Annotated in this window: 22 protein-coding genes; 13 read left to right on the top strand and 9 right to left on the bottom strand. The window is 59.9% G+C overall.

The window, feature by feature from the left end:
- The first annotated feature begins 7 nt into the window (after positions 1-7).
- Positions 8-475, top strand: coding sequence for a GNAT family N-acetyltransferase (locus N5D22_RS12610; RefSeq protein ID WP_279655316.1), 468 nt, complete (start codon positions 8-10; stop codon positions 473-475).
- A gap of 69 nt (positions 476-544) precedes the next feature.
- On the opposite strand, the gene N5D22_RS12605 is transcribed toward N5D22_RS12610, so the two are convergent.
- Positions 545-802, bottom strand: coding sequence for a YjhX family toxin (locus N5D22_RS12605; protein WP_279655315.1), 258 nt, complete (start codon positions 800-802; stop codon positions 545-547).
- Positions 803-1,078: 276 nt separating this feature from the next.
- Between N5D22_RS12605 and N5D22_RS12600 the strand changes: the two genes are divergently transcribed.
- Positions 1,079-1,588, top strand: a complete 510-nt coding sequence (locus N5D22_RS12600) for a GNAT family N-acetyltransferase (protein WP_279655314.1) — start codon at positions 1,079-1,081, stop codon at positions 1,586-1,588.
- Here the strand turns inward: N5D22_RS12600 and N5D22_RS12595 are convergent.
- Positions 1,570-1,902: a DUF1294 domain-containing protein gene (locus tag N5D22_RS12595; RefSeq protein WP_279655519.1), complete on the bottom strand. Its 333-nt coding sequence runs from the start codon at positions 1,900-1,902 to the stop codon at positions 1,570-1,572. The two genes, N5D22_RS12600 and N5D22_RS12595, sit on opposite strands and share 19 nt — an antisense overlap.
- 151 nt (positions 1,903-2,053) lie before the next feature.
- Between N5D22_RS12595 and gatB the strand changes: the two genes are divergently transcribed.
- From gatB to N5D22_RS12570, 5 genes are all read left to right on the top strand, one after another.
- Positions 2,054-3,559, top strand: a complete 1,506-nt coding sequence (gatB, locus tag N5D22_RS12590; RefSeq protein ID WP_279655313.1) for an Asp-tRNA(Asn)/Glu-tRNA(Gln) amidotransferase subunit GatB — start codon at positions 2,054-2,056, stop codon at positions 3,557-3,559.
- A gap of 206 nt (positions 3,560-3,765) precedes the next feature.
- Positions 3,766-4,263 (top strand): GNAT family N-acetyltransferase, encoded by a 498-nt coding sequence (locus N5D22_RS12585; protein WP_279655312.1) that lies wholly within the window; start codon positions 3,766-3,768, stop codon positions 4,261-4,263.
- The gene (locus N5D22_RS12580; RefSeq protein ID WP_279655311.1) at positions 4,260-4,733 is read left to right on the top strand and encodes a GNAT family N-acetyltransferase; all 474 of its coding nucleotides are present in this window, start codon (positions 4,260-4,262) and stop codon (positions 4,731-4,733) included. The genes N5D22_RS12585 and N5D22_RS12580 overlap by 4 nt, the downstream gene beginning before the upstream one ends.
- 109 nt (positions 4,734-4,842) lie before the next feature.
- Positions 4,843-5,241 (top strand): NADH:ubiquinone oxidoreductase subunit NDUFA12, encoded by a 399-nt coding sequence (locus N5D22_RS12575; RefSeq protein WP_279655310.1) that lies wholly within the window; start codon positions 4,843-4,845, stop codon positions 5,239-5,241.
- 128 nt (positions 5,242-5,369) lie between these two features.
- Entirely contained in the window at positions 5,370-5,807 is a 438-nt protein-coding gene (locus tag N5D22_RS12570) for a DUF2155 domain-containing protein (RefSeq protein WP_279655309.1), read from the top strand.
- Between the two features lie 13 nt (positions 5,808-5,820).
- Here the strand turns inward: N5D22_RS12570 and aat are convergent, their stop codons facing one another.
- From aat to N5D22_RS12545, 5 genes are all read right to left on the bottom strand, one after another.
- Entirely contained in the window at positions 5,821-6,435 is a 615-nt protein-coding gene (gene aat / locus N5D22_RS12565) for a leucyl/phenylalanyl-tRNA--protein transferase (RefSeq protein WP_279655308.1), read from the bottom strand.
- A 6-nt stretch (positions 6,436-6,441) separates the two neighbouring features.
- Positions 6,442-7,788 (bottom strand): acetyl-CoA carboxylase biotin carboxylase subunit, encoded by a 1,347-nt coding sequence (gene accC / locus N5D22_RS12560; RefSeq protein ID WP_003521459.1) that lies wholly within the window; start codon positions 7,786-7,788, stop codon positions 6,442-6,444.
- Between the two features lie 12 nt (positions 7,789-7,800).
- A complete protein-coding gene (gene accB / locus N5D22_RS12555) occupies positions 7,801-8,292 on the bottom strand; it encodes an acetyl-CoA carboxylase biotin carboxyl carrier protein (RefSeq protein WP_078053996.1) in 492 nt (163 codons plus the stop codon).
- 25 nt (positions 8,293-8,317) lie between these two features.
- Complete coding sequence (gene aroQ, locus N5D22_RS12550; RefSeq protein ID WP_020012378.1) at positions 8,318-8,755, bottom strand: type II 3-dehydroquinate dehydratase; 438 nt, start codon at positions 8,753-8,755, stop codon at positions 8,318-8,320.
- A 124-nt stretch (positions 8,756-8,879) separates the two neighbouring features.
- Positions 8,880-9,647 carry a DsbA family protein gene (locus N5D22_RS12545; protein WP_279655306.1) on the bottom strand — a complete coding sequence of 256 codons (768 nt, stop codon included), beginning with the start codon at positions 9,645-9,647 and terminating at the stop codon, positions 8,880-8,882.
- Between the two features lie 173 nt (positions 9,648-9,820).
- Here N5D22_RS12545 and N5D22_RS12540 point away from each other — a divergent pair, with 173 nt between their 5' ends.
- Positions 9,821-10,978 (top strand): aminotransferase class I/II-fold pyridoxal phosphate-dependent enzyme, encoded by a 1,158-nt coding sequence (locus tag N5D22_RS12540; RefSeq protein ID WP_279655518.1) that lies wholly within the window; start codon positions 9,821-9,823, stop codon positions 10,976-10,978.
- A gap of 29 nt (positions 10,979-11,007) precedes the next feature.
- Here N5D22_RS12540 and N5D22_RS12535 read toward each other — a convergent pair whose 3' ends face one another.
- Positions 11,008-11,691 carry a winged helix-turn-helix domain-containing protein gene (locus N5D22_RS12535; RefSeq protein WP_279655305.1) on the bottom strand — a complete coding sequence of 228 codons (684 nt, stop codon included), beginning with the start codon at positions 11,689-11,691 and terminating at the stop codon, positions 11,008-11,010.
- A gap of 74 nt (positions 11,692-11,765) precedes the next feature.
- Between N5D22_RS12535 and N5D22_RS12530 the strand changes: the two genes are divergently transcribed.
- The 3 genes from N5D22_RS12530 to N5D22_RS12520 all read left to right on the top strand — a co-directional run bounded on the left by N5D22_RS12530 (position 11,766) and on the right by N5D22_RS12520 (position 13,284).
- Positions 11,766-12,092, top strand: a complete 327-nt coding sequence (locus N5D22_RS12530; protein ID WP_279655304.1) for an NIPSNAP family protein — start codon at positions 11,766-11,768, stop codon at positions 12,090-12,092.
- A complete protein-coding gene (locus N5D22_RS12525; protein ID WP_279655303.1) occupies positions 12,089-12,448 on the top strand; it encodes an antibiotic biosynthesis monooxygenase in 360 nt (119 codons plus the stop codon). The genes N5D22_RS12530 and N5D22_RS12525 overlap by 4 nt, the downstream gene beginning before the upstream one ends.
- A 131-nt stretch (positions 12,449-12,579) precedes the next feature.
- Entirely contained in the window at positions 12,580-13,284 is a 705-nt protein-coding gene (locus N5D22_RS12520) for an SDR family oxidoreductase (protein ID WP_279655302.1), read from the top strand.
- 224 nt (positions 13,285-13,508) lie between these two features.
- On the opposite strand, the gene N5D22_RS12515 is transcribed toward N5D22_RS12520, so the two are convergent.
- Complete coding sequence (locus tag N5D22_RS12515; protein WP_279655301.1) at positions 13,509-16,400, bottom strand: ribonuclease E/G; 2,892 nt, start codon at positions 16,398-16,400, stop codon at positions 13,509-13,511.
- 645 nt (positions 16,401-17,045) lie between these two features.
- Between N5D22_RS12515 and N5D22_RS12510 the strand changes: the two genes are divergently transcribed.
- Together N5D22_RS12510 and N5D22_RS12505 are read left to right on the top strand one after the other, a co-directional pair.
- A complete protein-coding gene (locus N5D22_RS12510) occupies positions 17,046-18,305 on the top strand; it encodes an N-acetylmuramoyl-L-alanine amidase (RefSeq protein WP_279655300.1) in 1,260 nt (419 codons plus the stop codon).
- 328 nt (positions 18,306-18,633) lie between these two features.
- Positions 18,634-21,081 carry a penicillin-binding protein 1A gene (locus tag N5D22_RS12505; RefSeq protein WP_279655299.1) on the top strand — a complete coding sequence of 816 codons (2,448 nt, stop codon included), beginning with the start codon at positions 18,634-18,636 and terminating at the stop codon, positions 21,079-21,081.
- The last annotated feature ends 17 nt before the right edge of the window (positions 21,082-21,098 follow it).

Raw genomic sequence — 21,098 nt, 5'->3', positions numbered from 1 at the left:
ACGAGACATGAACGAAGCCGACCGCGATGCGGTCGGCTTTGTCGGTTTTGCGGCATGGCGTTCCGGTGACGCCTTCGATGACAGCTATCTCGATCCTGATGTCATCGAGCGGGTGAGGGGCGAGTTCGAGAGTTTCGTCAAGTCTCCGGCCGGTGATATTGTCGTCGCTGAAATGGACGGCGTTGTTGCCGGCTGGGGAGCGTGCGATACGGCACCGCATCACATTTCCGATCTCTGGGTGGACCCGAACTGCCAGGGCAAGGGGATCGGCAAAGCCCTGATCCTTCATTTTCTCGACAGGATGCGCGCGCAAGGCCTGCCGCTTGCCACCATCGACACCCATGCCAGAAACCGCGCAGCCATCGGTCTTTACGAGCGTTGCGGATTTGAGATCGTCTGGCGCGGCATGGAATGGTCCGACATCATGAAAGTCGAACTCGAGAAGGTGAAGCTAGAGCGCAGGCTCTCGCCATAATCCGCTCTTACGGTCGTAGCGGCTTCTCGGCGAAATGCCGGGCGACAGCACTGCCGCCGCCCGGTTGATTTATCTATTGTCCAGCTCACCTCGCACGAGTTCCAGACCGCGCGTGGTGATGCGGTAGGGCTTGCCGCCTGAGGAGGCAATGGCTCTCTTCCGTTTCAGCTTGCGGAAGGTGAGGAGATCGAGGCCGCCGAAAATCCAGCCGTCGCGCGTATAGAGCGCGAGTTTTTCGATTTTATGGGCGTCGTCTCGGGTAAGTTCAATTCTGCCGCCCTGGGCGAGCAGGTGAAGAATGCGCTGTTCTGCGCGGGAAATGTCCATTTTTTGGAAGTCCGGTCGGCGTCATATAGACGCGTGAAAACAAATCCGGGTGCTGTTAAGGCAGCCGGCTCGGTTTCAGCATGGCCCGGCGCGCAATAAACTTGCGGGCAGGGCCTTTACCGGGACTCCGATTGAGCGAACATAAAAACTCCGTTCTTGCCGGTTCTGGTTAGCGGGCCAGGCCGCCACGGTCAAGTCTGCTGTGCACCCAGCAAAACCATGCTGGTCGAATCGTCCTGGCAATGGTTTACTTTCGATGGCCATGGAGGGCGCGGCTTGATCGTCATTCGCAATGCGCATGAGCAGGAAGCGGAGGTTCTGGCGGCCATTGGCCTCAGGGCATGGCGGCAGGCAACTGCGGCTCTCGGCATCACTCCGACCCTTTACGACAATGCGGCCAGCGCCTTTTCCAATTTTACCCGTTCCTCTTGGCTGGCGATCAGGGTGGCGGAGTTTGGCGGCTCGGTTGCCGGGTGGGCGGCGCGGGAGCATTTCGACGAGACGATTTCCGATTTCTGGATCGATCCGGATTTTCATCGCAGAGGTGTCGGCAGCCGCCTGTTGGGCGATGTCGAAAGGCTGATAGAGGAAAAGGGTTTCGAGACCATCCGGCTTGAAACCCACGCCCAGAATGAGCCAGCCGTCGCCTTTTTCCGCCAGCATGGCTACAGCGTCCGCTGGCTCTCGGTTTCCTATGCGCCGAAGCTCGACCGTGAGGTGCAGTCGGTCGGCCTGCAAAAGCAGCTGGCCGAGGTTGAGAGCGGTCTTTATGGGCCTGTGTTCTGAAGCAGTGTTTTCAAGGGGCCGGCAAGCCGCATCGGCCAGTCCGGCATGATGGCAAGCGATGCGCCGAGGCCCGACTGCAATATCACGATTGATATCAGGATGCTGCGGAATGGTTCCTTGCGTGTTTTATGCCGCAGCAGCCGTTGTGCCGAGATTGCGCCCAAGCTGCCGCCGACGAGCGCGAGCGATAACAGCGTGCTTTCCCGAATACGCCGTTCGCCATTCCTCGCCGCTTCCTTGTCCCGCCAATAGACAAGAAAGACGAAAAGATTGAAGGCGATATAAGCCATGAAGCAGAGAGCGATCGTCACCATGGCGTGAATAGAAACCGGGAAGCGTAAAAAACGCGTATCCGGTATCGGCGAAAATCCCGCGCCTGACGTGAGAGGGTGCAAGATGTCTTGCGCCCGCGCTCCATTTGTTCTACCCACCAAGGCCAAAGAACCCGTATATCGTGAGCTTCAGATGACCCTTGTAGACGTGCGCACCCCTGACCCGAAACGCTTCATTCCCGGCGCCACCGGCGATTGGGAAATCGTGATCGGCATGGAGGTGCATGCGCAGGTTCTCTCCAATTCCAAGCTGTTTTCCGGCGCATCCACCACCTTCGGCAATGCGCCGAATTCCAACGTGTCGCTGGTGGATGCCGCCATGCCGGGCATGTTGCCCGTTATCAACGAGGAATGCGTCAAGCAGGCGGTGCGTACCGGTCTCGGCCTGAAGGCGAAGATCAATCATCGCTCGATCTTCGACCGCAAGAACTACTTCTATCCGGACCTGCCGCAGGGCTACCAGATCTCGCAGTTCAAGGACCCGATCGTCGGTGAGGGCACCATCACCATTTCGCTCGGCCCGGACCGTCAGGGCAATTTTGAAGATATCGAAATTGGAATCGAGCGTCTGCACCTGGAGCAGGATGCCGGCAAGTCCATGCACGACCAGCACCCGACCATGTCCTTCGTGGATTTGAACCGTTCGGGCGTGGCGCTGATGGAAATCGTCTCCAAGCCGGACATGCGCTCATCGGATGAGGCCAAGGCCTATCTCACCAAGCTGCGTTCCATCGTGCGTTATCTCGGCACCTGCGACGGCAACATGGATGAAGGCTCGATGCGCGCCGACGTCAATGTCTCCGTGCGCCGTCCGGGCGAAGGTTTCGGCACGCGCTGCGAAATCAAGAACGTCAACTCCATCCGCTTCGTCGGCCAGGCCATCGAATATGAGGCGCGCCGCCAGATCGCCATTCTGGAAGATGGCGGCGCCATCGATCAGGAAACCCGTCTGTTCGATCCCGGCAAGGGCGAGACGCGGTCCATGCGCTCCAAGGAAGACGCGCATGATTACCGTTATTTCCCCGATCCGGATCTGCTGCCGCTTGAATTCGACGATGCTTTCGTGGAAGCGCTGAAGGTCGATCTGCCGGAACTGCCTGACGACAAGAAGGCCCGTTTCGTCGCTGATCTTGGCCTGTCGGTCTATGACGCCTCGATCCTCGTTTCGGAAAAGGCGATTGCCGATTATTACGAGGCCGTCGCCGCCGGCCGCGATGCGAAGGCCGCCGCCAACTGGGTCATCAACGATCTGCTCGGGGCGCTCAACAAATCCGGCAAGGATATCGAGACGACGCCGGTTTCGCCGGAGCAGCTGGGCGGCATCATCGATCTCATCAAGGCCGAGACCATTTCCGGCAAGATCGCCAAGGACCTGTTTGAAATCGTCTGGAATGAGGGCGGCAATCCGGCTGAAATCGTGGAAACCCGCGGCATGAAGCAGGTGACCGATACCGGCGCCATCGAAAAGGCCGTCGACGAGATCATCGCCGCCAACCCCGATCAGGTCGAGAAGGTGAAGGCGAAGCCAACGCTTGCCGGCTGGTTCGTCGGCCAGGTCATGAAAGCGACGGGCGGCAAGGCCAACCCGCAGGCAGTGCAGGCGCTGGTCAAGGCCAAGCTCGGTATCGAGGAAGAGTAAGCGGACGCTGCCTCGCGCCCGAGAGGTGTTGAGGCAGAAAGCTCTCATCCGTCATCCTCGGGCTTGTCCCGAGGATTCAACGACCCACAAGGTCGAACGCGCTCAGATCCTCGGTACAGACCCGAGGATGACATCGAATAAGACGGACTGACATTGTTTTGCCGGGATCAAAGCCCGGCTTTTCTGTTTCAAGACGGAGCCCCATCATGTTTTTCATCCGCACAGCCAGTCTGCGTGACATTGAGCCGGTCAGGGCCTTGCTCGCCGAAACCTGGCACGCCACCTATGATGCGATCTATGGCGTCGACAAGGTGAACGAGCTGATTGCCGCATGGCATTCGCCGCAGGCCATGAAGGACCGTATCGAGAAAAAGGGCGGTGAATTTCTGGTGGCTGACGACGGCAAGCGGATTGGCGGCATGGCCTATGGCTCCATGTCCACCAAGATGGCGAAGACGGCCCTGCTGCACCAGCTTTATGTGGCGCCCGACCTCCAGCGGCAGGGCATCGGCCGCGACCTCTTCGCCGAACTCGAAACCTGTTTTCCGGATGCGGAGATCATGCGGCTGGAAGTCGAGCCTAAAAATACTGTCGCAATCGCCTTTTATGAAGGCGTCGGATTTGTCGAGGTGGACCGAATCGAGCGCATGGCGGGCATCGAGGGTTTGCCCGGTATCGTCATGGAAAAGAGCCTGACCCGATGAATGCGACATTGCAGAAACTGATCATCCGCACGGCGCGCGCAGAGGATGTCCCGGCCATCGCCGCCCTTTTTGCCGCCGACGAGATCGGTGGCCATGGTGATACCACCGATGAAGCGGCGTTGCCGGACTATCTCGCGGCTTTCCGGGCCATAGCGGCATCGCCCACCGAAACGCTCTATGTCGCGGAACTGGACGGTGAGGTGGTCGGAACCTTCCAGACCGCCATCCTGACCAAGCTCGTTGGGCGAGGGGCAAGATCAATGCTGATTGAGGCGGTGCAGACACGCTCCGATATGCGCGGTCGCGGCATCGGCGCGGTGATGATCAATCATTGCCTTGAAGAAGCCCGCCGGCAGGGTCTGAACGCTGCGCAACTGACGTCCAACATGGCCCGGCTGGACGCTCACCGCTTCTATGAGCGGTTGGGTTTCGAGAAGCGGCATTTAGGCTTCAGGATGAAGCTGAAATAGCGCGGATATATCTCGAAATGCTGGACAATTGCCGTGAGGGGCGGCATAAGCATGTCTTGTGCCGTGCATTGAAAATCGCTGCGGCGCATTCAAGCCCGAGGAACACATAATGAAGACTCTCCTGACGCAAATCTTCACCTGGTGGAACGGCCAGACGATCGGAACGCGGTTTCATACCTGGCGTTTCGGCAAGAAGGTGGGGCAGGACGAACTGGGCAATACCTATTACGAAGGCGGCACCACCTCCTGGGGCATGCCGCGCCGCTGGGTGATCTACAACGGTTATGCGGAAGCGTCAGCCATTCCGCCCGGCTGGCATGGCTGGATGCATTACCGCACCGACGTGCCGCCGAGCCAGGAAGATTACGCGGCGCGCGACTGGCAGAAGCCGCATCAGCCGAACCTCACCGGCACATCCAAGGCCTATCGCCCTCAAGGGTCGCTGGCAGTCGCCGGTGAGCGCCCGCGTGTGACCGGCGATTACGACGCCTGGACCCCCGGCAACTAAGCTGTTGTGATGCGCGGTGTTGTGCAAAACATCGCGCTGACGCCGGCCTCACCGGTTTTTGCCACATTCCGCCCTTAGGCGTTGATCCGGTCGGCGTCGCGACACAGGCAAATTTTGGAGACCACTATATGAGGAAAATCACGCGGGATCGTTCTTTGCGTGCGCTGACAGTGTCGCTGTTTGCCGCGGTCTCTGCCGTTATCCTCGTATCCCCAGTCTCCGCCGCCCGGCTGGAAAACCGCGTGGCGGTGTTTTCCGGCATCGACAAGATCACCGGCCGCATTACCTCCTTTGATGTCTATATCGACGAGACGGTGCAGTTCGGCGCGCTTCAGGTAACGCCGAAGGTCTGTTATTCCCGCGACCAGACGGAAGCGCAGAAGATCGATGCTTTTGTCGAGGTTGACGAAATCACGCTCGACCGCAAGATCAAGCGGATTTTCACAGGCTGGATGTTTGCCGACAGCCCCGGCCTCAATGCGGTGGAACACCCGATCTATGACGTGTGGCTGACGGGCTGCAAGCAGGACTCGGAAGTTCCCGCTCCCTCAACGGCAAGTAAATAGCCTTACGTAACGATCAGAATTGCAGGCTCGGCCGGTTGACGGCGAGGTCAAGCATTTTCGCATAGTCCTGCTTGGGTACGTCGATTGCACCGAATGTCTTCAGATGTTCGGTGGTAAATTGTGTGTCGAGCAGTACGAAGCCCCTTGTTTTTAGCCGCTCCACCAGCTGCACGAGGCAAATCTTCGATGCATTGGTGCGACGGGAAAACATGCTTTCGCCGAAAAAGGCGGCCCCGAGCGAAACGCCGTAGAGCCCGCCGACAAGTTCCCCGCCTTCCCATGCCTCGACGCTGTGGGCATGGCCGATCTGATGCAACTCGGTATAAAGCCTGCGAATGGTGGCGTTGATCCAGGTACTTGGCCTGTCAGGCGCTTCCGCCGCGCAGCCAGCCATGACAGCTTCGAAGGCGGTGTTGAAGCGTATCTCGAACGGCTTCTTGCGCATCGCCTTGGCGAGACTTTTGGAAATGTGAAAATCATTGAGCGGGATGATGCCGCGAATCTCGGGCTCGACCCAGAAAAGCTCGGGATCGTCAGCCGAATCGGCCATGGGAAACAGGCCGGCGGAATAGGCGCGCAGCAGAATATCGACCGTTATGCCGTTATTTCTGCTGCGCCGCCCAGCCATATCGTTTTAGTGAGACGCGTCACCGGCCAGATATTTTTCCAGCCAGTGAATATCGTAATCGCCGTTCAGAATATCCTCATTCTGGAGAAGATCCTGGAAAAGCGGCAGCGTGGTCTTGATGCCATCAACGACGAATTCGTCCAGCGCCCGACGCAGGCGGCGAATGCATTCGTCACGGTCGCGGCCGTGAACGATCAGCTTGCCGATCATGCTGTCGTAATAGGGCGGGATCTTGTAGCCCTGATAGGCGCCCGAATCGACGCGCACGCCAAGGCCGCCCGGCGTGTGGAAATAGGTCAGCGTGCCCGGCGAGGGTACGAAGGTGCGCGGGTCCTCGGCATTGATACGGCATTCGATGGCATGACCATGGAATTCAATATCGTCCTGCGTGACCGACAGGCCCTGGCCGGAAGCGACCCGGATCTGTTCCTGCACGAGATCCATGCCGGTGATGGCTTCCGTAACCGGATGCTCCACCTGCAGACGGGTGTTCATTTCGATGAAATAGAACTCGCCGTTTTCATAAAGGAACTCGATGGTGCCGGCGCCGCGATATTTCAGCTTGCGCATGGCGCTCGCGCAGATTTCGCCGATCTTCATACGCTGTTCGACGGTCAGAGCCGGCGAATTGGCTTCTTCCAGCACCTTCTGGTGACGGCGCTGCAGCGAGCAATCGCGTTCGCCAAGGTGAACGGCATTACCTTCACCATCGCCGAAAACCTGCACTTCGATATGGCGCGGCTTGCCGAGGTATTTTTCCATGTAAACGGCGTCGTTGCCGAAGGCTGCCGCCGCTTCGGAACGGGCCGTCGCAACAGCCTCTTCCAGATCGGCTTCGGTCTTGGCCACCTTCATGCCGCGACCGCCGCCGCCCGCCGTCGCCTTGATGAGGACCGGGAAGCCGATCGTCCGGGCGATTTCGAGCGCGTTTTCAGGCTTCACTTCGCCATCGGAGCCGGGAACCACGGGAATGCCGAGCTCCTGCGCCGTCTGCTTGGCGGTGATCTTGTCGCCCATGATGCGGATATGTTCGGCGGTCGGCCCGATGAAGGTGATGCCGTGCGCGTCGAGAATGTCTGCGAACTTGGCATTCTCCGACAGGAAGCCGTAGCCGGGGTGAACGGCGTCCGCACCGGTGATTTCGCAGGCCGCAACGATCTGGTGGATGTTGAGGTAGCTGTCACGCGAGGGCGGCGGGCCGATGCAGACGCTTTCGTCGGCAAGGCGCACATGCATGGCGTCCGCGTCGGCCGTGGAATGCACGGCCACCGTCGGAATGCCAAGCTCTTTCGCGGCGCGCAGGACGCGTAGCGCGATCTCGCCGCGGTTGGCTATGAGGATCTTCGAAACCATGCTGAACCGCCTTTATTCGATGACCACGAGGGCTTCGCCATACTCCACGGGCTGAGCGTCGTTGACGATGATTTCCACGACCTTGCCGGACTTGGGAGCCGGGATCTGGTTCATGGTCTTCATCGCTTCGACGATGAGGATGGTCTGGCCTTCCTTGACGGTCGCGCCCACTTCGATGAAGGGACGTGCACCCGGGGCAGGCGACAGATAGACCGTACCGACCATGGGCGAGGACACGGTGTTGGCCGGGTTGCGGGCAGGCGCTGCGGAAGCCGCAGGGGCGGCCGGCGCGGCTGCGGCCGGTGCGGCAACGGGGGCTGCTGCCGGTGCGGGCGCATAAGCAGCAGGCGCTGCGGCGTAGACCGTGGCGGCGGGAGCGGCGCGGGAAACGCGGATGCGCAGGTCGTCCTGCTCCACTTCGATTTCCGAAAGGTCGGTATCGTTGAGGATATTCGCGAGCTCGCGGATCAGTTCCTTGTCGATACCCTGTTTCTTTTCAGACATGACAAACCCTATTCTTTGTTTCTTTTTATGCCGTGATGTTCTTCAGCGCGTGAAGCGCCATGATGTATCCATATGGTCCGAAACCGCAGACCATGCCCTTCGCCGCCGGGGATACCATCGATTTGTGACGGAACTCCTCGCGGGCGTGGATGTTGGAAATGTGCACTTCCACGACGGGCGTGGAAATCGCGCGAATGGCGTCGTGCAACGCGATCGACGTGTGGCTGTAGGCGCCGGGATTGATGACGACGCCCGCCGCCCGCTCGCCCGCCTCATGCAACCAGTCCACCAGCACGCCTTCGTGGTTGGACTGGCGGAATTCCACTGCGAAACCGAGATCGGCACCGGCTTGAAGGCAATCGTTCTCGATGTCCTTCAGCGTCTTGCCACCATAGATACCCGGTTCCCGTTTTCCCAGCATGTTGAGATTGGGGCCGTTGATGACGATGATGATGTTGCTCATTCACGTTTCCATAAGAAAATCAGCGACAGCTATAGACTGCGCAGCGGTCAAGGAAAAGCCCCCGAAGGCCGTAAAGCGCCGGCTTGGCCGGCATCTCACAGGGAATGTGGGGGCTTTTTTGCAATCAGGAGCAGGTGGCTTTTCCACAGCTGCGCATATTGGCGATTTTTTCCTTCAGGGGATCGGCGCCGACCGCGCCAAAAACCGCCTCGTCACCGACGATATAGGACGGTGTGCCGGTGATGCCGAGGCTGTTTGCCAGCTTGTAGGTTTCCTGCACCTGCGCGTCATTGGGGTTTTCCGCCATCGACTTGCGGATATCAGCTTCCTTGAGGCCAAGCGAGGTGGCGACTTCCATGGCGCTATCCTCATTGGCCCGTCCGCGGCCGCCGAGCAGGGTGCGCTGGAATTCGGCATATTTGGCCGGCGCGAGCAATTTCACGGCGCTGGAAACGCGGTGGGCGGCGACCGATTCCGGCCCCAGGATCGGGAATTCCTTGAGGACGACGCGCACATTCTTGTCGCTCTTCAGAATATTGTCCATGTCGCCCATGGCGCGTTTGCAATAACCGCAATTGTAATCGAAAAATTCGACCAGCGTGACGTCGCCATCCGGATTGCCGAGCGCCAGGTCGTATTTCGATTCGAAAATGGCCTTCTTGTTGTCGGCGACGGCTTCCGCCGCCTTGGCGTTGCGCGCCGCATATTGCTTGCGCTCAAGCGCATCCTGAACCTCGAGCATGATTTCCGGGTTCTCGATCAGATATTGCTTGATGAACTCGCCCATTTCCTTCTTCTGCTGCTCGTCGAGCGCATGGGCGGGCAGGGTGACGAATACCGTTGAAAGGGCCGTTATGCTGGCGAGAAGGGTGGAACGGAGAAAATGCGCCATATCGGTCCTCATTCTGTGCGGCCGAAGCCTCTTGAAATCTTATGAAGGCAATTACCTTACTTTAAGCCAAATGCCATACGGCAAAAATACTTGTCCGCATTATGGTCGCATGATTGTGAAGATTGTGATTCTGCGGCAAGTCTCTGAAATACGGTTCAGGAAAGAGCATGCCCTTGATTACGATGTCGAAGCGGAGCGCAGTCGAACCCTTTCACGCCATGGATATTCTGGCGGAAGCGAACAGGCGCAGGCAGGCGGGCCGCCCCGTCATTTCCATGGCGGTCGGGCAACCCTCCCATCCCGCACCGAAAGCCTCGCTTGCGGCGGCTGAGGCGGCGCTGAAACACGGGCGGATCGGTTATACCGATGCGCTTGGCCTGCGTGAGCTGCGCGAGGCGATTGCCGGTCACTACCGGCTGCGTCACCAGGTCGCCATCGATCCGGCCCGCATCGCAGTGACTACCGGTTCGTCTGCGGCCTTCAATCTTGCCTTCCTCAGCCTTTTCGATGCGGGTGACCATGTCGCCATCGCAAGGCCCGGCTATCCGGCCTATCGCAACATTCTGAAGGCGCTCGGCCTCAATGTCGTGGAAGTGCCGGTCACCGCCGAAACCGGCTATACGCTGACGCCGGCAAGTCTGGAGAGGGCGGAGACAAAGGCCGGCTGCAAGCTGAAGGGCGTGTTGCTGGCAAGCCCGGCCAATCCGACTGGCACCGTTACCGGCCGTGAGGCGCTGAAGCGGCTGGCGAGCTATTGCGAAAGCCGCGACATGGCTTTCATTTCCGATGAGATCTATCACGGCCTTACCTTTGTCGGCGAAGAGACGAGCGCGCTCGAAATCACCGATAGTGCCGTGATCATCAATTCCTTCTCCAAATATTATTGCATGACCGGCTGGCGCATCGGCTGGATGGTGCTGCCTGAAAATCTGGTCCGTCCGGTCGAGTGCCTGGCCCAGAGCCTCTATATTTCCGCGCCGGAACTGTCACAGCTGGCGGCGACGGCGGCCTTTTCGGCGGCGGAGGAGCTGGATGTCTACCGGGAAAGCTATCGCACCAACCGTGATTTCCTGATGGCGCGTCTGCCGGAGATCGGCCTGCCGCTGGCATCCCCGATGGATGGCGCTTTTTACGCCTATGTCGATACCAGCCGTTTTTCCAATGACAGTATGGATTTTGCCAGGCGCATGCTGGCGGAAATCGATGTGGCGGCAACGCCCGGCATGGATTTCGATCCCGAGGAAGGCCACAGGGCGCTGCGTATTTCCTATGCGGGTTCCGTGTCTGACATTGCCGAGGCCGTTGGACGTATTGCCGGCTGGCTGAAATAAGCCGCCGGCTCTCCTGCCCACATGGAGGATCAGGCGGGTGCGCAGCTGAAAGTGCTGTTAAATGCCTTTTCGCCCTTGGCAGTGAAGGTCAGCACACGGCCGTTTCCGCGCCGCAGCCAGTCGCGCTGCTGCATGGCTTGAAGCAGCGATGCGCCAAGCCCGCCGCCGAGATGATGGCGGCGTTCGCTCCAGTCGAGGCAATGCAGGCAGACCGGGCGTCGGGCTTTTTCGAGCGGCGAAAGGTCGATGCCGAAGTTCGAGAAGAAGTCGCGTCCGCTCTCCGTCAGGGCAGGATCATCACCTAACGTCACGAGCCCTTTTGCGGTGATGCCGGCAAGCAGCGCCACGCCGCTTTCCCCGGCCAGATGATCGTAGCAGATGCGCGCTTCCCGCAGCGCCTTGTCCTTCGGTCCCGTGCGGACGCGGACCGCGCCCGTGCGCTGGGCAAGACCCATAAGCGCTTCCAGAACATGCGCCACATCCTCGTCGGAAAGACGGAAATAGCGGTGGCGGCCCTGTTTTTCCGCTTTCAGGAGCTGCGCCTCGGAGAGCTTCGACAGATGCCCACTGGCGGTCTGCAGGGTCACGCCGGCGGCTTCGGCAAGCTCGCTTGCGGTCAGCGCGCGTCCGTCCATCAGCGCCGTCAGGATGTTGGCGCGGGCAGGGTCGCCGATCAGTGCGGCGACATTGGCGATCAGGGGTCCGTCTTTCATGCTTCGATGGTAGCCGAAGCATTGATGCAAGGCAATAGCGTAAATGAGAAAGGCAAAATACGAGGAGACAAACGATGCTGACCTGTTTCATCCGCTACGAGATCGATCCTTTCAGGGTTGACGCCTTCGAACGATATGCCCGGACATGGGGTGAGGCGATACCGCGCTGCGGGGCCGATCTGATTGGTTATTATGCGCCGAAGGAGGGATCGAGCACCATTGCCTACGGTGTCTACAACATCGAAAATCTCGCCGCTTACGAAGCCTACAGGACAAGGCTCGCCGCCGATCCTGCGGGGCGGGAAAATTACGAATTCGCCCGCCGCGAACAGTTCATCCGCCGAGAGGACCGGCTTTTCCTGCGTCTCGCCTCCGCTCAGCACGCCGGAGGCGGACAATGATCGCCGTCATTTTCGAGGTCTGGCCGGCTGAAGGCGAGAAGCAGCATTATCTCGACATCGCGGCAGGCCTGCGGGCTGAGCTGGAAACCATCGACGGCTTCCTATCCGTCGAGCGGTTTCAAAGCATCGGCAATCCGGACAAGATGCTCTCGCTGTCCTTCTTCCGGGATGAGGAGGCGGTGAGGGCATGGCGCAACACCCTGCCGCATCGCGCTGCGCAGTCGCTGGGCCGGTCCGGTGTTTTTTCCGATTACCGGCTGCGTATCGCGCAGGTGATCCGCGACTATGGCCTGGAGGAACGGGAGGAAGCGCCAGTCGACAGCCGGAAAGCCCATCCGGCAGAGGGAACAGCTTAGGCTGATATTTCCAGCATCAGTTTTTCTGCATGCCGCTGCAAGGCTTTCTGGTTCGAACTCATCTTTGAAACCCGTTATAGATGGGCCAATGTGGTGCGGGACACCCTTAGGATTGGACAAGGAGAAAAGCGATGTCGGCAGAAAAAGTAGCGATTGTAACGGCAGGCGGCAGCGGCATGGGGGCGGCCGTGGCGAAACGTCTGGCCGCGGATGGCTACAAGCTCGCGATCCTGTCGTCTTCCGGCAAGGGGGAGGCGCTGGCGCGGGAACTGGGCGGCATCGGCGTCACCGGCTCCAACCAGTCCAATGACGATCTCCAGCGGCTCACGGATCTGACGCTAGAAAAATTCGGCCGCATCGACGTGCTGGTGAACAGCGCCGGCCATGGCCCGCGTGCCTCCATTCTCGATATTACCGACGAGCAATGGCACACCGGCCTCGATGTCTACCTCATGAACGTCATCCGCCCGACACGGATCGTCGCCCCGGTCATGGTGAAACAGAGGGCGGGCGCCATCGTCAATATCTCGACCGCCTGGGCTTTCGAACCGAGCAGCATGTTCCCGACGTCGGCCGTGTTTCGCGCCGGCCTCGCCTCCTACACCAAGATTTTCGCCGATACCTATGCGGCCGACAATGTGCGCATGAACAATGTCCTGCCCGGCTGGATCGACAGCCTGCCGGCGACGGAGGAACGCCGCGAGAGCGTGCCGATGCAGCGTTACGGCAAGAGCGAGGAAATCGCCGCCACCGTGGCATTTCTCGCATCTGAGGGGGCCGGGTATATTACCGGTCAGAATATCCGCGTTGATGGTGGGTTGACGCGGTCTGTTTGACGGGTTGGCCTTTCCCGTTCCTCATCCCTGTGCTTGTCACAGGGATCGAACCAGCCCACGTCTCCTTGGGCTGAAAGGACTCTCCCCCGCGCGGATGCGCGTCGACCGGAATCCTGTGACAAGCGCAGAGGAAATGTAAGCGCTCAACGCCCGTTCTTTGCACCGATAAAACAAAACGCCCGCAACATCGTTGCGGGCGTCTTTTATCCAAGGTGCGGCTTCTCTCAGAAGAAGCCTTTGCGCTGCCACCAGCCGCCCTTGCGGGGTTTGGGTTCGTCGCCGTCGGGGTTCTGCGAAGACGAGGTCACCACCGGCTCCGAACTGGAGACATTGCTGCCCCGGTTCGCGCGGACTTTTTCTTCCGTGGCCGGTGCTTCCGCTTCCGAAGCCAGATCGGCCGAAGCCTCACCAGCTTCTTCAACCGCGACCTCGGCGACGGTTTCCTCGACGATCACCGGTTCCACCGGTTCCACGGCTTCGACCTTCGGCGTTTCCTCGGTTTCAGTCTTGGCCTTTGCCTTGCGGGTGCGGCGTGGCTTTTTAGGCGCGGCCTCTTCTGCGACCTCGGCAACAGCACCTTCCACCACTTCCGCAGCAGTCGGTTCTTCCGTCACGGATGCAGCGGCAGCCTGCTCTTCGCCCTCTTCGCCGTCAGAGTCGGATTCGGCCGCATCAAGGGCTTCGTCCTCGGTGCGGTTGCGGCGACCGCCCCGTTTGCCGCGGCGGCGGCGCTTGCGCTTGCCATCCTCATCGGACGTTGCTGCTTCCGCTGCGCCGTTTTCGTTTTCAGCATCGGCCTCATCGGCTTCGACGCCATCGTCGTCACCTTCGGCATCGTCGCCTTCCGCATCGCCGGACTGGGCGTCGAGCGCACCGTTCTGGTCGCCCTGGCCACCCTTGCCGCGACGGCGGCGGCGGCGCTTGCGCTTGCGCTTGCCTTCCTCGCCGTTCTCGCCCTGCGGCTGCTGGCGTGGTTGGGCGCCCTCTGCCTTGACGATTTCTTCCTCGTCTTCGTCCTCTTCGACTTCAGCGACGAAATCGTCTTCCTCTTCCACGAAGTTCGGCAGCATCTGGATGAGGCTTTCGATCTTCACCGGATTTTCGACGGCTTCACCGCGATCGATGGCGAAATGCTGCGCACCGACGCCGGAATCGGCGGCAATGATGATCGATACACCGAAGCGGCCTTCATAATCGACAATCGTGCCGCGCTTGTGGTTGAGCAGGTAAAGCGCCGTTTCCGGCGTGGTGCGCACGGTGATGTTGTGCGTGGTGTTGCGCAGCAGATATTCCTCGATACCGCGCAGCACATGCAGCGCGATGGAGGATTCCGAGCGGACGTGACCCGTGCCGCCGCAATGCTGGCAGACCTGTGTGGTCGATTCCAGCACCGAAGCGCGGATACGCTGGCGCGACATTTCCAGAAGGCCGAAATGCGAGATGCGGCCGACCTGGATGCGCGCACGGTCGTTCTTCAGGCAATCCTTGAGCTTCTTCTCGACAGCGCGGTTGTTGCGCTTTTCTTCCATGTCGATGAAGTCGATGACGACAAGACCGGCAAGGTCGCGCAGGCGCAGCTGGCGCGCCACTTCTTCCGCCGCCTCGAGGTTGGTCGTCAGCGCGGTTTCCTCGATGGAATGTTCGCGCGTCGAACGGCCGGAGTTGACGTCAATCGAAACCAGCGCTTCCGTCTGGTTGATGATGAGGTAACCGCCAGACTTCAGCGTTACCTGCGGCTGCAGCATCCGGTCGAGCTGGGCTTCGATACCGGAGCGCGAGAAGATCGGGTGAATGTCGCGGTAAGGCTGAACCACCTTGGCGTGGCTCGGCATCAGCATCTTCATGAAGTCTTTGGCTTCACGATAGCCTTCCTCGCCGGAAACGATGATCTCGCCGATATCCTTGTTGTAGAGATCGCGGATCGAGCGCTTGATCAGCGAGCCTTCCTCGTAAACGAGGCAGGGTGCCGTGGAATTCAGCGTCAGCGTGCGGACATTTTCCCACAGGCGCATCAGATATTCGAAGTCGCGCTTGATTTCGACGCGGGTGCGGTTGGCGCCTGCGGTACGCAGAATGACGCCCATGCCCTGCGGAACCTCCAGATCGCGCGCGATTTCCTTCAGGCGCTTGCGGTCGGTCGGCTGGGTGATCTTGCGGGAAATGCCACCGCCGCGCGCCGTGTTCGGCATCAGCACGGAATAACGGCCGGCAAGCGACAGATAGGTGGTCAGCGCCGCGCCCTTGTTGCCGCGTTCTTCCTTGGCGACCTGCACCAGAAGAATCTGGCGGCGCTTGATGACTTCCTGGATGCGATACTGCTTGCGCGGCTTGCGGGCGACGCGGTCCGGAACCTCTTCCATGGCGTCTTCGGCGCCGACGGATTCGATCACTTCCTTTTCGTGATGGTCGTCATCGTCGTCGTCATCATCGTCATTGCCGCGGCGAAGACCCTCGACTTCCTCGGAAATCGTGTCGGTATCGACCATCGCGGCCATTTCGCCGCCGGTGCTGCCGTCGTCCTCGGAAGATGCTTCGGCGGCCTCGGCCGCTGCGGCTTCTTCTTCGGCCGTCTTCTTCTTGGCGCGGGGGCGGCGGGTGCGCTTCTTCGGCTTTTCTTCCTCTGCGGCCGCTTCTTCGGCTACGGCCTCGACGGCCGCTTCCCCGGAAACCTCTTCCGCGACAGCTGTAGTCTCTTCAACGACAACCGTTTCAATGGTTTCGCTGGCGGAAACAATGCCGACATCCGGCTGATCCACCTGCGAAAGGTCGATCATGGGGGCGCCGGGCTCGGGTGCGTCAGCGGATTCGAAATCGTCGCTGCGGCGATGATCCTCGGCTTCCGCTTTCAGAAGGGCCTGACGGTCGGCGAGCGGAATCTGGTAATAGTCGGGATGGATTTCCGCAAAAGCGAGAAAGCCGTGGCGGTTTCCACCGTAATCGACGAAGGCCGCCTGAAGGGAAGGCTCAACGCGGGTGACCTTGGCAAGATAGATGTTGCCGCGGATCTGTTTCTTGTGCTCCGATTCGAAATCGAATTCTTCGATCCGGTTCCCACGGACAACGACTACGCGTGTCTCCTCTTCGTGGGAGGCGTCGATAAGCATTTTGTCTGCCATGTAAGCTGTGCTCCTCGGCGCAGCCTTGTTTTATACGAGAACAGGCCCGCCATAGGGACGGGCCTTTCATATGAGTGCAAGGATGTGCCGGAAATGAAGTCTCCTGCCGGGCGTCTGTAAACTGGCAGCATCCGGACCGACGGCGAGGCGCTTGGCCTGCTCCTGGTATCCGGTTCATGTGAAAACTGCTGCGACATCATTGGCCAGGCGGAACGACAATAATATATAGACCCCTTGGGGTCCGATGAATTTGCTCTCCTCAGAGCGGCGGTGGCAGCGCCACCGGGTAGGTCTCCGGCCACGGCCGGAATTGATCGAGTTTCAGGATAAATGTAACGACGGCAGATGATTGCCCGATTTGCAGCGCCAGCGTCTTTTTCGATTGGCAGCCGGCGGGCATCTATCCCGTCAACACTTTTAACCCTCATCCGTGTTGTATGTTTTCTCTGTCATAATAGCAATAGGCTGGCTAAATATGCCATATTACTGGTGGAATTTCCGGGTTAACAATTGGTTCACCAAGGCCTGCGATTGTGGGGCGCAGATGCGCAAACTATCGTGCGGCGTGGTTGAAACGGCACCGTTACCGGCGTTTTTCCGCGCTGATTATCGAAAATGACTGAAATACGGAATTTCTTGAAGGCCATGAATTTCACGCGCAATGCAGCGATATCAGGCGGAGCAGGGCGGCTTGGCGCGCGAATCGCGCGGGCCTCGGCGGCTCTTGCATTTTTCGTCGCCACCCTTGTTTCCGTTGCGCCGGCAGCCCATGCCGTGGAGCCGCTGGTCGCCCATCAGGCGCGCATCATCGGCGATGAGGCGCGTACGCGCATTGTACTCGATTTTGCCGAGGAGCCGGAATTCGACATTCACTATCTCGATTCGCCGGCGCGCATCGTCGTGGACTTTCCGGCGGTAAATTTCGCCTTCCCGACATCCGATCTCAAGCCGACCGGCCTTTTTTCGGATATCCGCTTCGGCAGCATGGGCCAGAACAGCGCCCGCATCGTGCTGACGGCGAAAAAGTCGGTTCAGGTGGCGGTTGCCGAAACGAAGCGGGGTGAGGACGGCCAGTCTTTCCGCTTTGTGCTCGATACGGAGATCACCACCAAGGGCAAGTTCGCGGAACTGGTGAAAGATCAGCAATGGCAGGCGCCAGCCCCGGTGACGACTGCCGCGATCACGCCTGATGACAAGACATCGCGTCCTGCGGAATTCGTCATCGCGGTCGATGCCGGCCATGGCGGTATCGACGCCGGGGCGACGGGTGGCGCAACCGGTACGGAAGAAAAGATCATCACGCTGGCCTTTGCGCGGGAACTTGCGGAACGGCTGAACCGGGAGCCGGGCATCAAGGCGTTTCTGACCCGCGATGCCGATACGTTTCTCGCTCTATCCGAACGGGTGACGATAGCCCGGCAGAACAATTCCAACCTGTTCATCTCTGTTCATGCCGACACTCTCAAGCAGAAAGGCATCCGCGGTGCGACAGTCTATACATTGTCCGACCGGGCATCCGACCGGCAGGCGCAGGAACTGGCGGAGCGCGAGAACAAGTCCGATCAGATCGCCGGCGTCGCCGCTTCCAGCGAGCCGCCGGAAGTTGCCGATATTCTTCTCGATTTCACCCGTCGCGAAACCCAGGCCTTTTCGGTGACGCTGGCGGAAAACATCGTCTCCTCCTTCGAGGGGCAGGTGGGCCTCATCAATAATCCGCACCGTTATGCCGGTTTTCAGGTGCTGCGCGCCCATGACGTGCCCTCCGTGCTGCTGGAACTCGGTTTCCTTTCCAATGCGGAGGACGAAAAACTGCTTCTCGATGCCGAATGGCGCAAGAAGGTCGCCGACAGGCTGGCGGCGGCGGTGGGACAATACCGCACCAAGGCCATGGCGAATGGCGGCTGAAATGCGGATAGGCGGCGCGACAATGTTGTTGCCGCCATGCCGCCAGTCGCCGAAAAAGCTGTTCAATTCTTGGGCCTTGCGGACGATTACCAAGGCGAAGCCCTATTTTACTCACATTCGCCGCGTTACTCGGAAACCGGATTCGGTGGCAATCCGCAAGCGTTCGCAGCGCGATTGCGGGGCTGCGGCCCGGTAACATATCGGCGAATGCTGCCGTATCCGGCTTGTCATCGAAGGTATGGTGTGCAAAACGGCACGCGATATGCAAAGATGCGCCCGTATTTCGTCGGGCGTGGATGGTTACGATTCGAATTATCGGTAGCTTGGTATGATCAGACTGATTGGATATTTTTTCGGCTTGGCCAGCGTACTCTTCCTGTGCGCCGCCGCCGCCGGTGCGATTTATCTGCACGGCGTGACGAAGGACCTGCCGGATTACGCAGTTCTGAGCACGTATGAACCGCCGGTGACGACCCGCGTGCACGCGGGCAACGGTGCGCTGATGGCGGAATATGCCCATGAAAAGCGCCTGTTCCTGCCGATCCAGGCCATTCCCGACCGGGTGAAGGCCGCCTTCCTGTCGGCGGAAGACAAGAATTTCTACAACCACCCGGGTGTGGATGTCTTCGGTCTCGGCCGCGCCATTCTCGTCAATATCCAGAATCTCGGCTCCGGCCGCCGTCCGGTCGGCGCCTCCACCATCACCCAGCAGGTGGCGAAGAACTTCCTTCTCACCAACGACCAGACCATCGACCGCAAGCTCAAGGAAGCCATCCTTTCCTTCCGTATCGAGCAGACCTATTCCAAGGACAAGATCCTCGAACTTTATCTCAACGAGATTTTCTTCGGCCTGAATTCCTACGGCATCGCCGGTGCGGCGCTCACCTATTTCAACAAGTCGGTGACGGAACTGACGATTGCGGAGACCGCCTATCTCGCATCGCTGCCCAAGGGCCCGGCCAATTATCATCCGATCCGTCGCGAAAAGGCGGCTCTTGAGCGTCGCGACTGGGTGATCGACCGCATGGCCGAAAACGGTTACATCACGGTCGCCGACGCCACGGACGCCAAAAAGCAGCCGCTTGGCGTCAATCTGCGTCGCGGCGGCGCGCATATCTTCGCGTCCGATTATTTCGCCGAGGAAGTCCGCCGCCAGATCGTCGAGAAATACGGCGAGGAAGCGCTTCTCGAAGGCGGGCTCTCTGTCCGTACGTCTTTTGATCCGCAGATCCAGATGGAAGCACGCAAGGCGCTTCAGGACGGTCTGGTGCAATATGATGAGCGTCGCGGTTTCCGCGGACCCGTCGAAAAGATCGAGACTGCGGGTGACTGGACGGCGGCGCTCGCCAAGGTCAAGGGCCTGCGCGACGTTCCCGAATGGAAAGTCGCCGTCGTCCTTGCCGTCGCTGCCGATGGCGTCGACATCGGCGTGCAGCCCGATACGGAAACGGAAGATGGCGACAAGCGCACGCGCGGCCATATCTCCGCTGAAAACATGCGCTGGGCTTTCCGCGATGCGACCGGCAAAAAGGCGACCGCCAAGTCGCCTGTCGGTGTCGTGGCGGCAGGCGATGTGATCTATGCACAGCCGCTTTCCAATTCCGGCAATGAATACCGCCTGCGCCAGCCGCCGAAAGTGCAGGGCGGCATGGTGGTGATGGACCCGCATACCGGCCGTGTTCTGGCCATGGTCGGCGGTTTCTCCTATGCGCAGTCGGAATTCAACCGCTCGACGCAGGCGATGCGCCAGCCGGGCTCCTCCTTCAAGCCGTTCATCTACGCGGCGGCGCTCGATAACGGCTATACGCCGGCATCGGTCATTCTCGACGCGCCGATCGAGGTCGTCTCCGGCAATCAGGTCTGGAAGCCGCAGAATTACGGCGGCGGTTCCGCCGGTCCTTCGACGCTGCGTCTCGGCATCGAGAAATCCCGTAACCTTATGACGGTGCGCCTGGCGCAGGACATGGGCATGAACCTTGTCGCGGAATATGCCGAACGCTTCGGCATCTACGACAAGATGCCGCCGCTTCTGTCCATGTCGCTCGGTTCTGGTGAAACGACCGTGATGCGTATGGTCTCGGCCTATTCGGTCATCGCCAATGGCGGCAAGCAGATCAAGCCGACGCTGATCGACCGTATTCAGGACCGTTACGGCAAGACGATCTTCCGCCATGAGGAGCGCGCCTGTGAAGGCTGCAATGCGAGCAGCTGGCAGAACCAGGACGAGCCCGTCATCGTCGACAATCGCGAACAGGTTCTCGACCCGATGACCGCCTACCAGACGACCTCGATGCTGGAAGGCGTCGTGCAGCGCGGCACGGCGGCGGGCAAGATCAAGGTCGATCTGCCGGTTGCCGGCAAGACGGGCACGACCAACGATGAAAAGGACGCCTGGTTCGTCGGTTACACGCCGGACATGGTTGCCGGCCTCTATATCGGTTTCGATTCGCCCGCACCGCTCGGTCGCGGCGGCACCGGCGGTTCGCTGTCGGCGCCGATCTTCGGTGAATTCATCGCCGATGCGGCCAAGCACATGGAACAGAGCAAGTTTATCGTGCCTGCCGGCATGAACTTCGTCGCCGTCAACCGCAAGACCGGCATGGCGGCCATCGAAGGCGAGCCTGACACCATCATGGAAGCCTTCAAGCCCGGCACGGGTCCGGCTTCCACCTTCTCTGTCATCGGCGATGACGGGTATATGTCGCAGGAAGACATTCTGAAGACCTCGCCTCAGGCGCAGCAGGCCATCACCGGCGGTGGCGGCGGTCTTTATTGACATCAGTCCTGACGTTT

The organism is Agrobacterium sp. GD03872 (genome assembly GCF_029840625.1).
In the GTDB taxonomy this organism is placed as follows: Bacteria; Pseudomonadota; Alphaproteobacteria; order Rhizobiales; family Rhizobiaceae; genus Agrobacterium; species Agrobacterium fabrum_A.
Note: the sequence above shows the minus strand (reverse complement) of the source record. Positions and strands in the feature narration are given on the sequence as shown.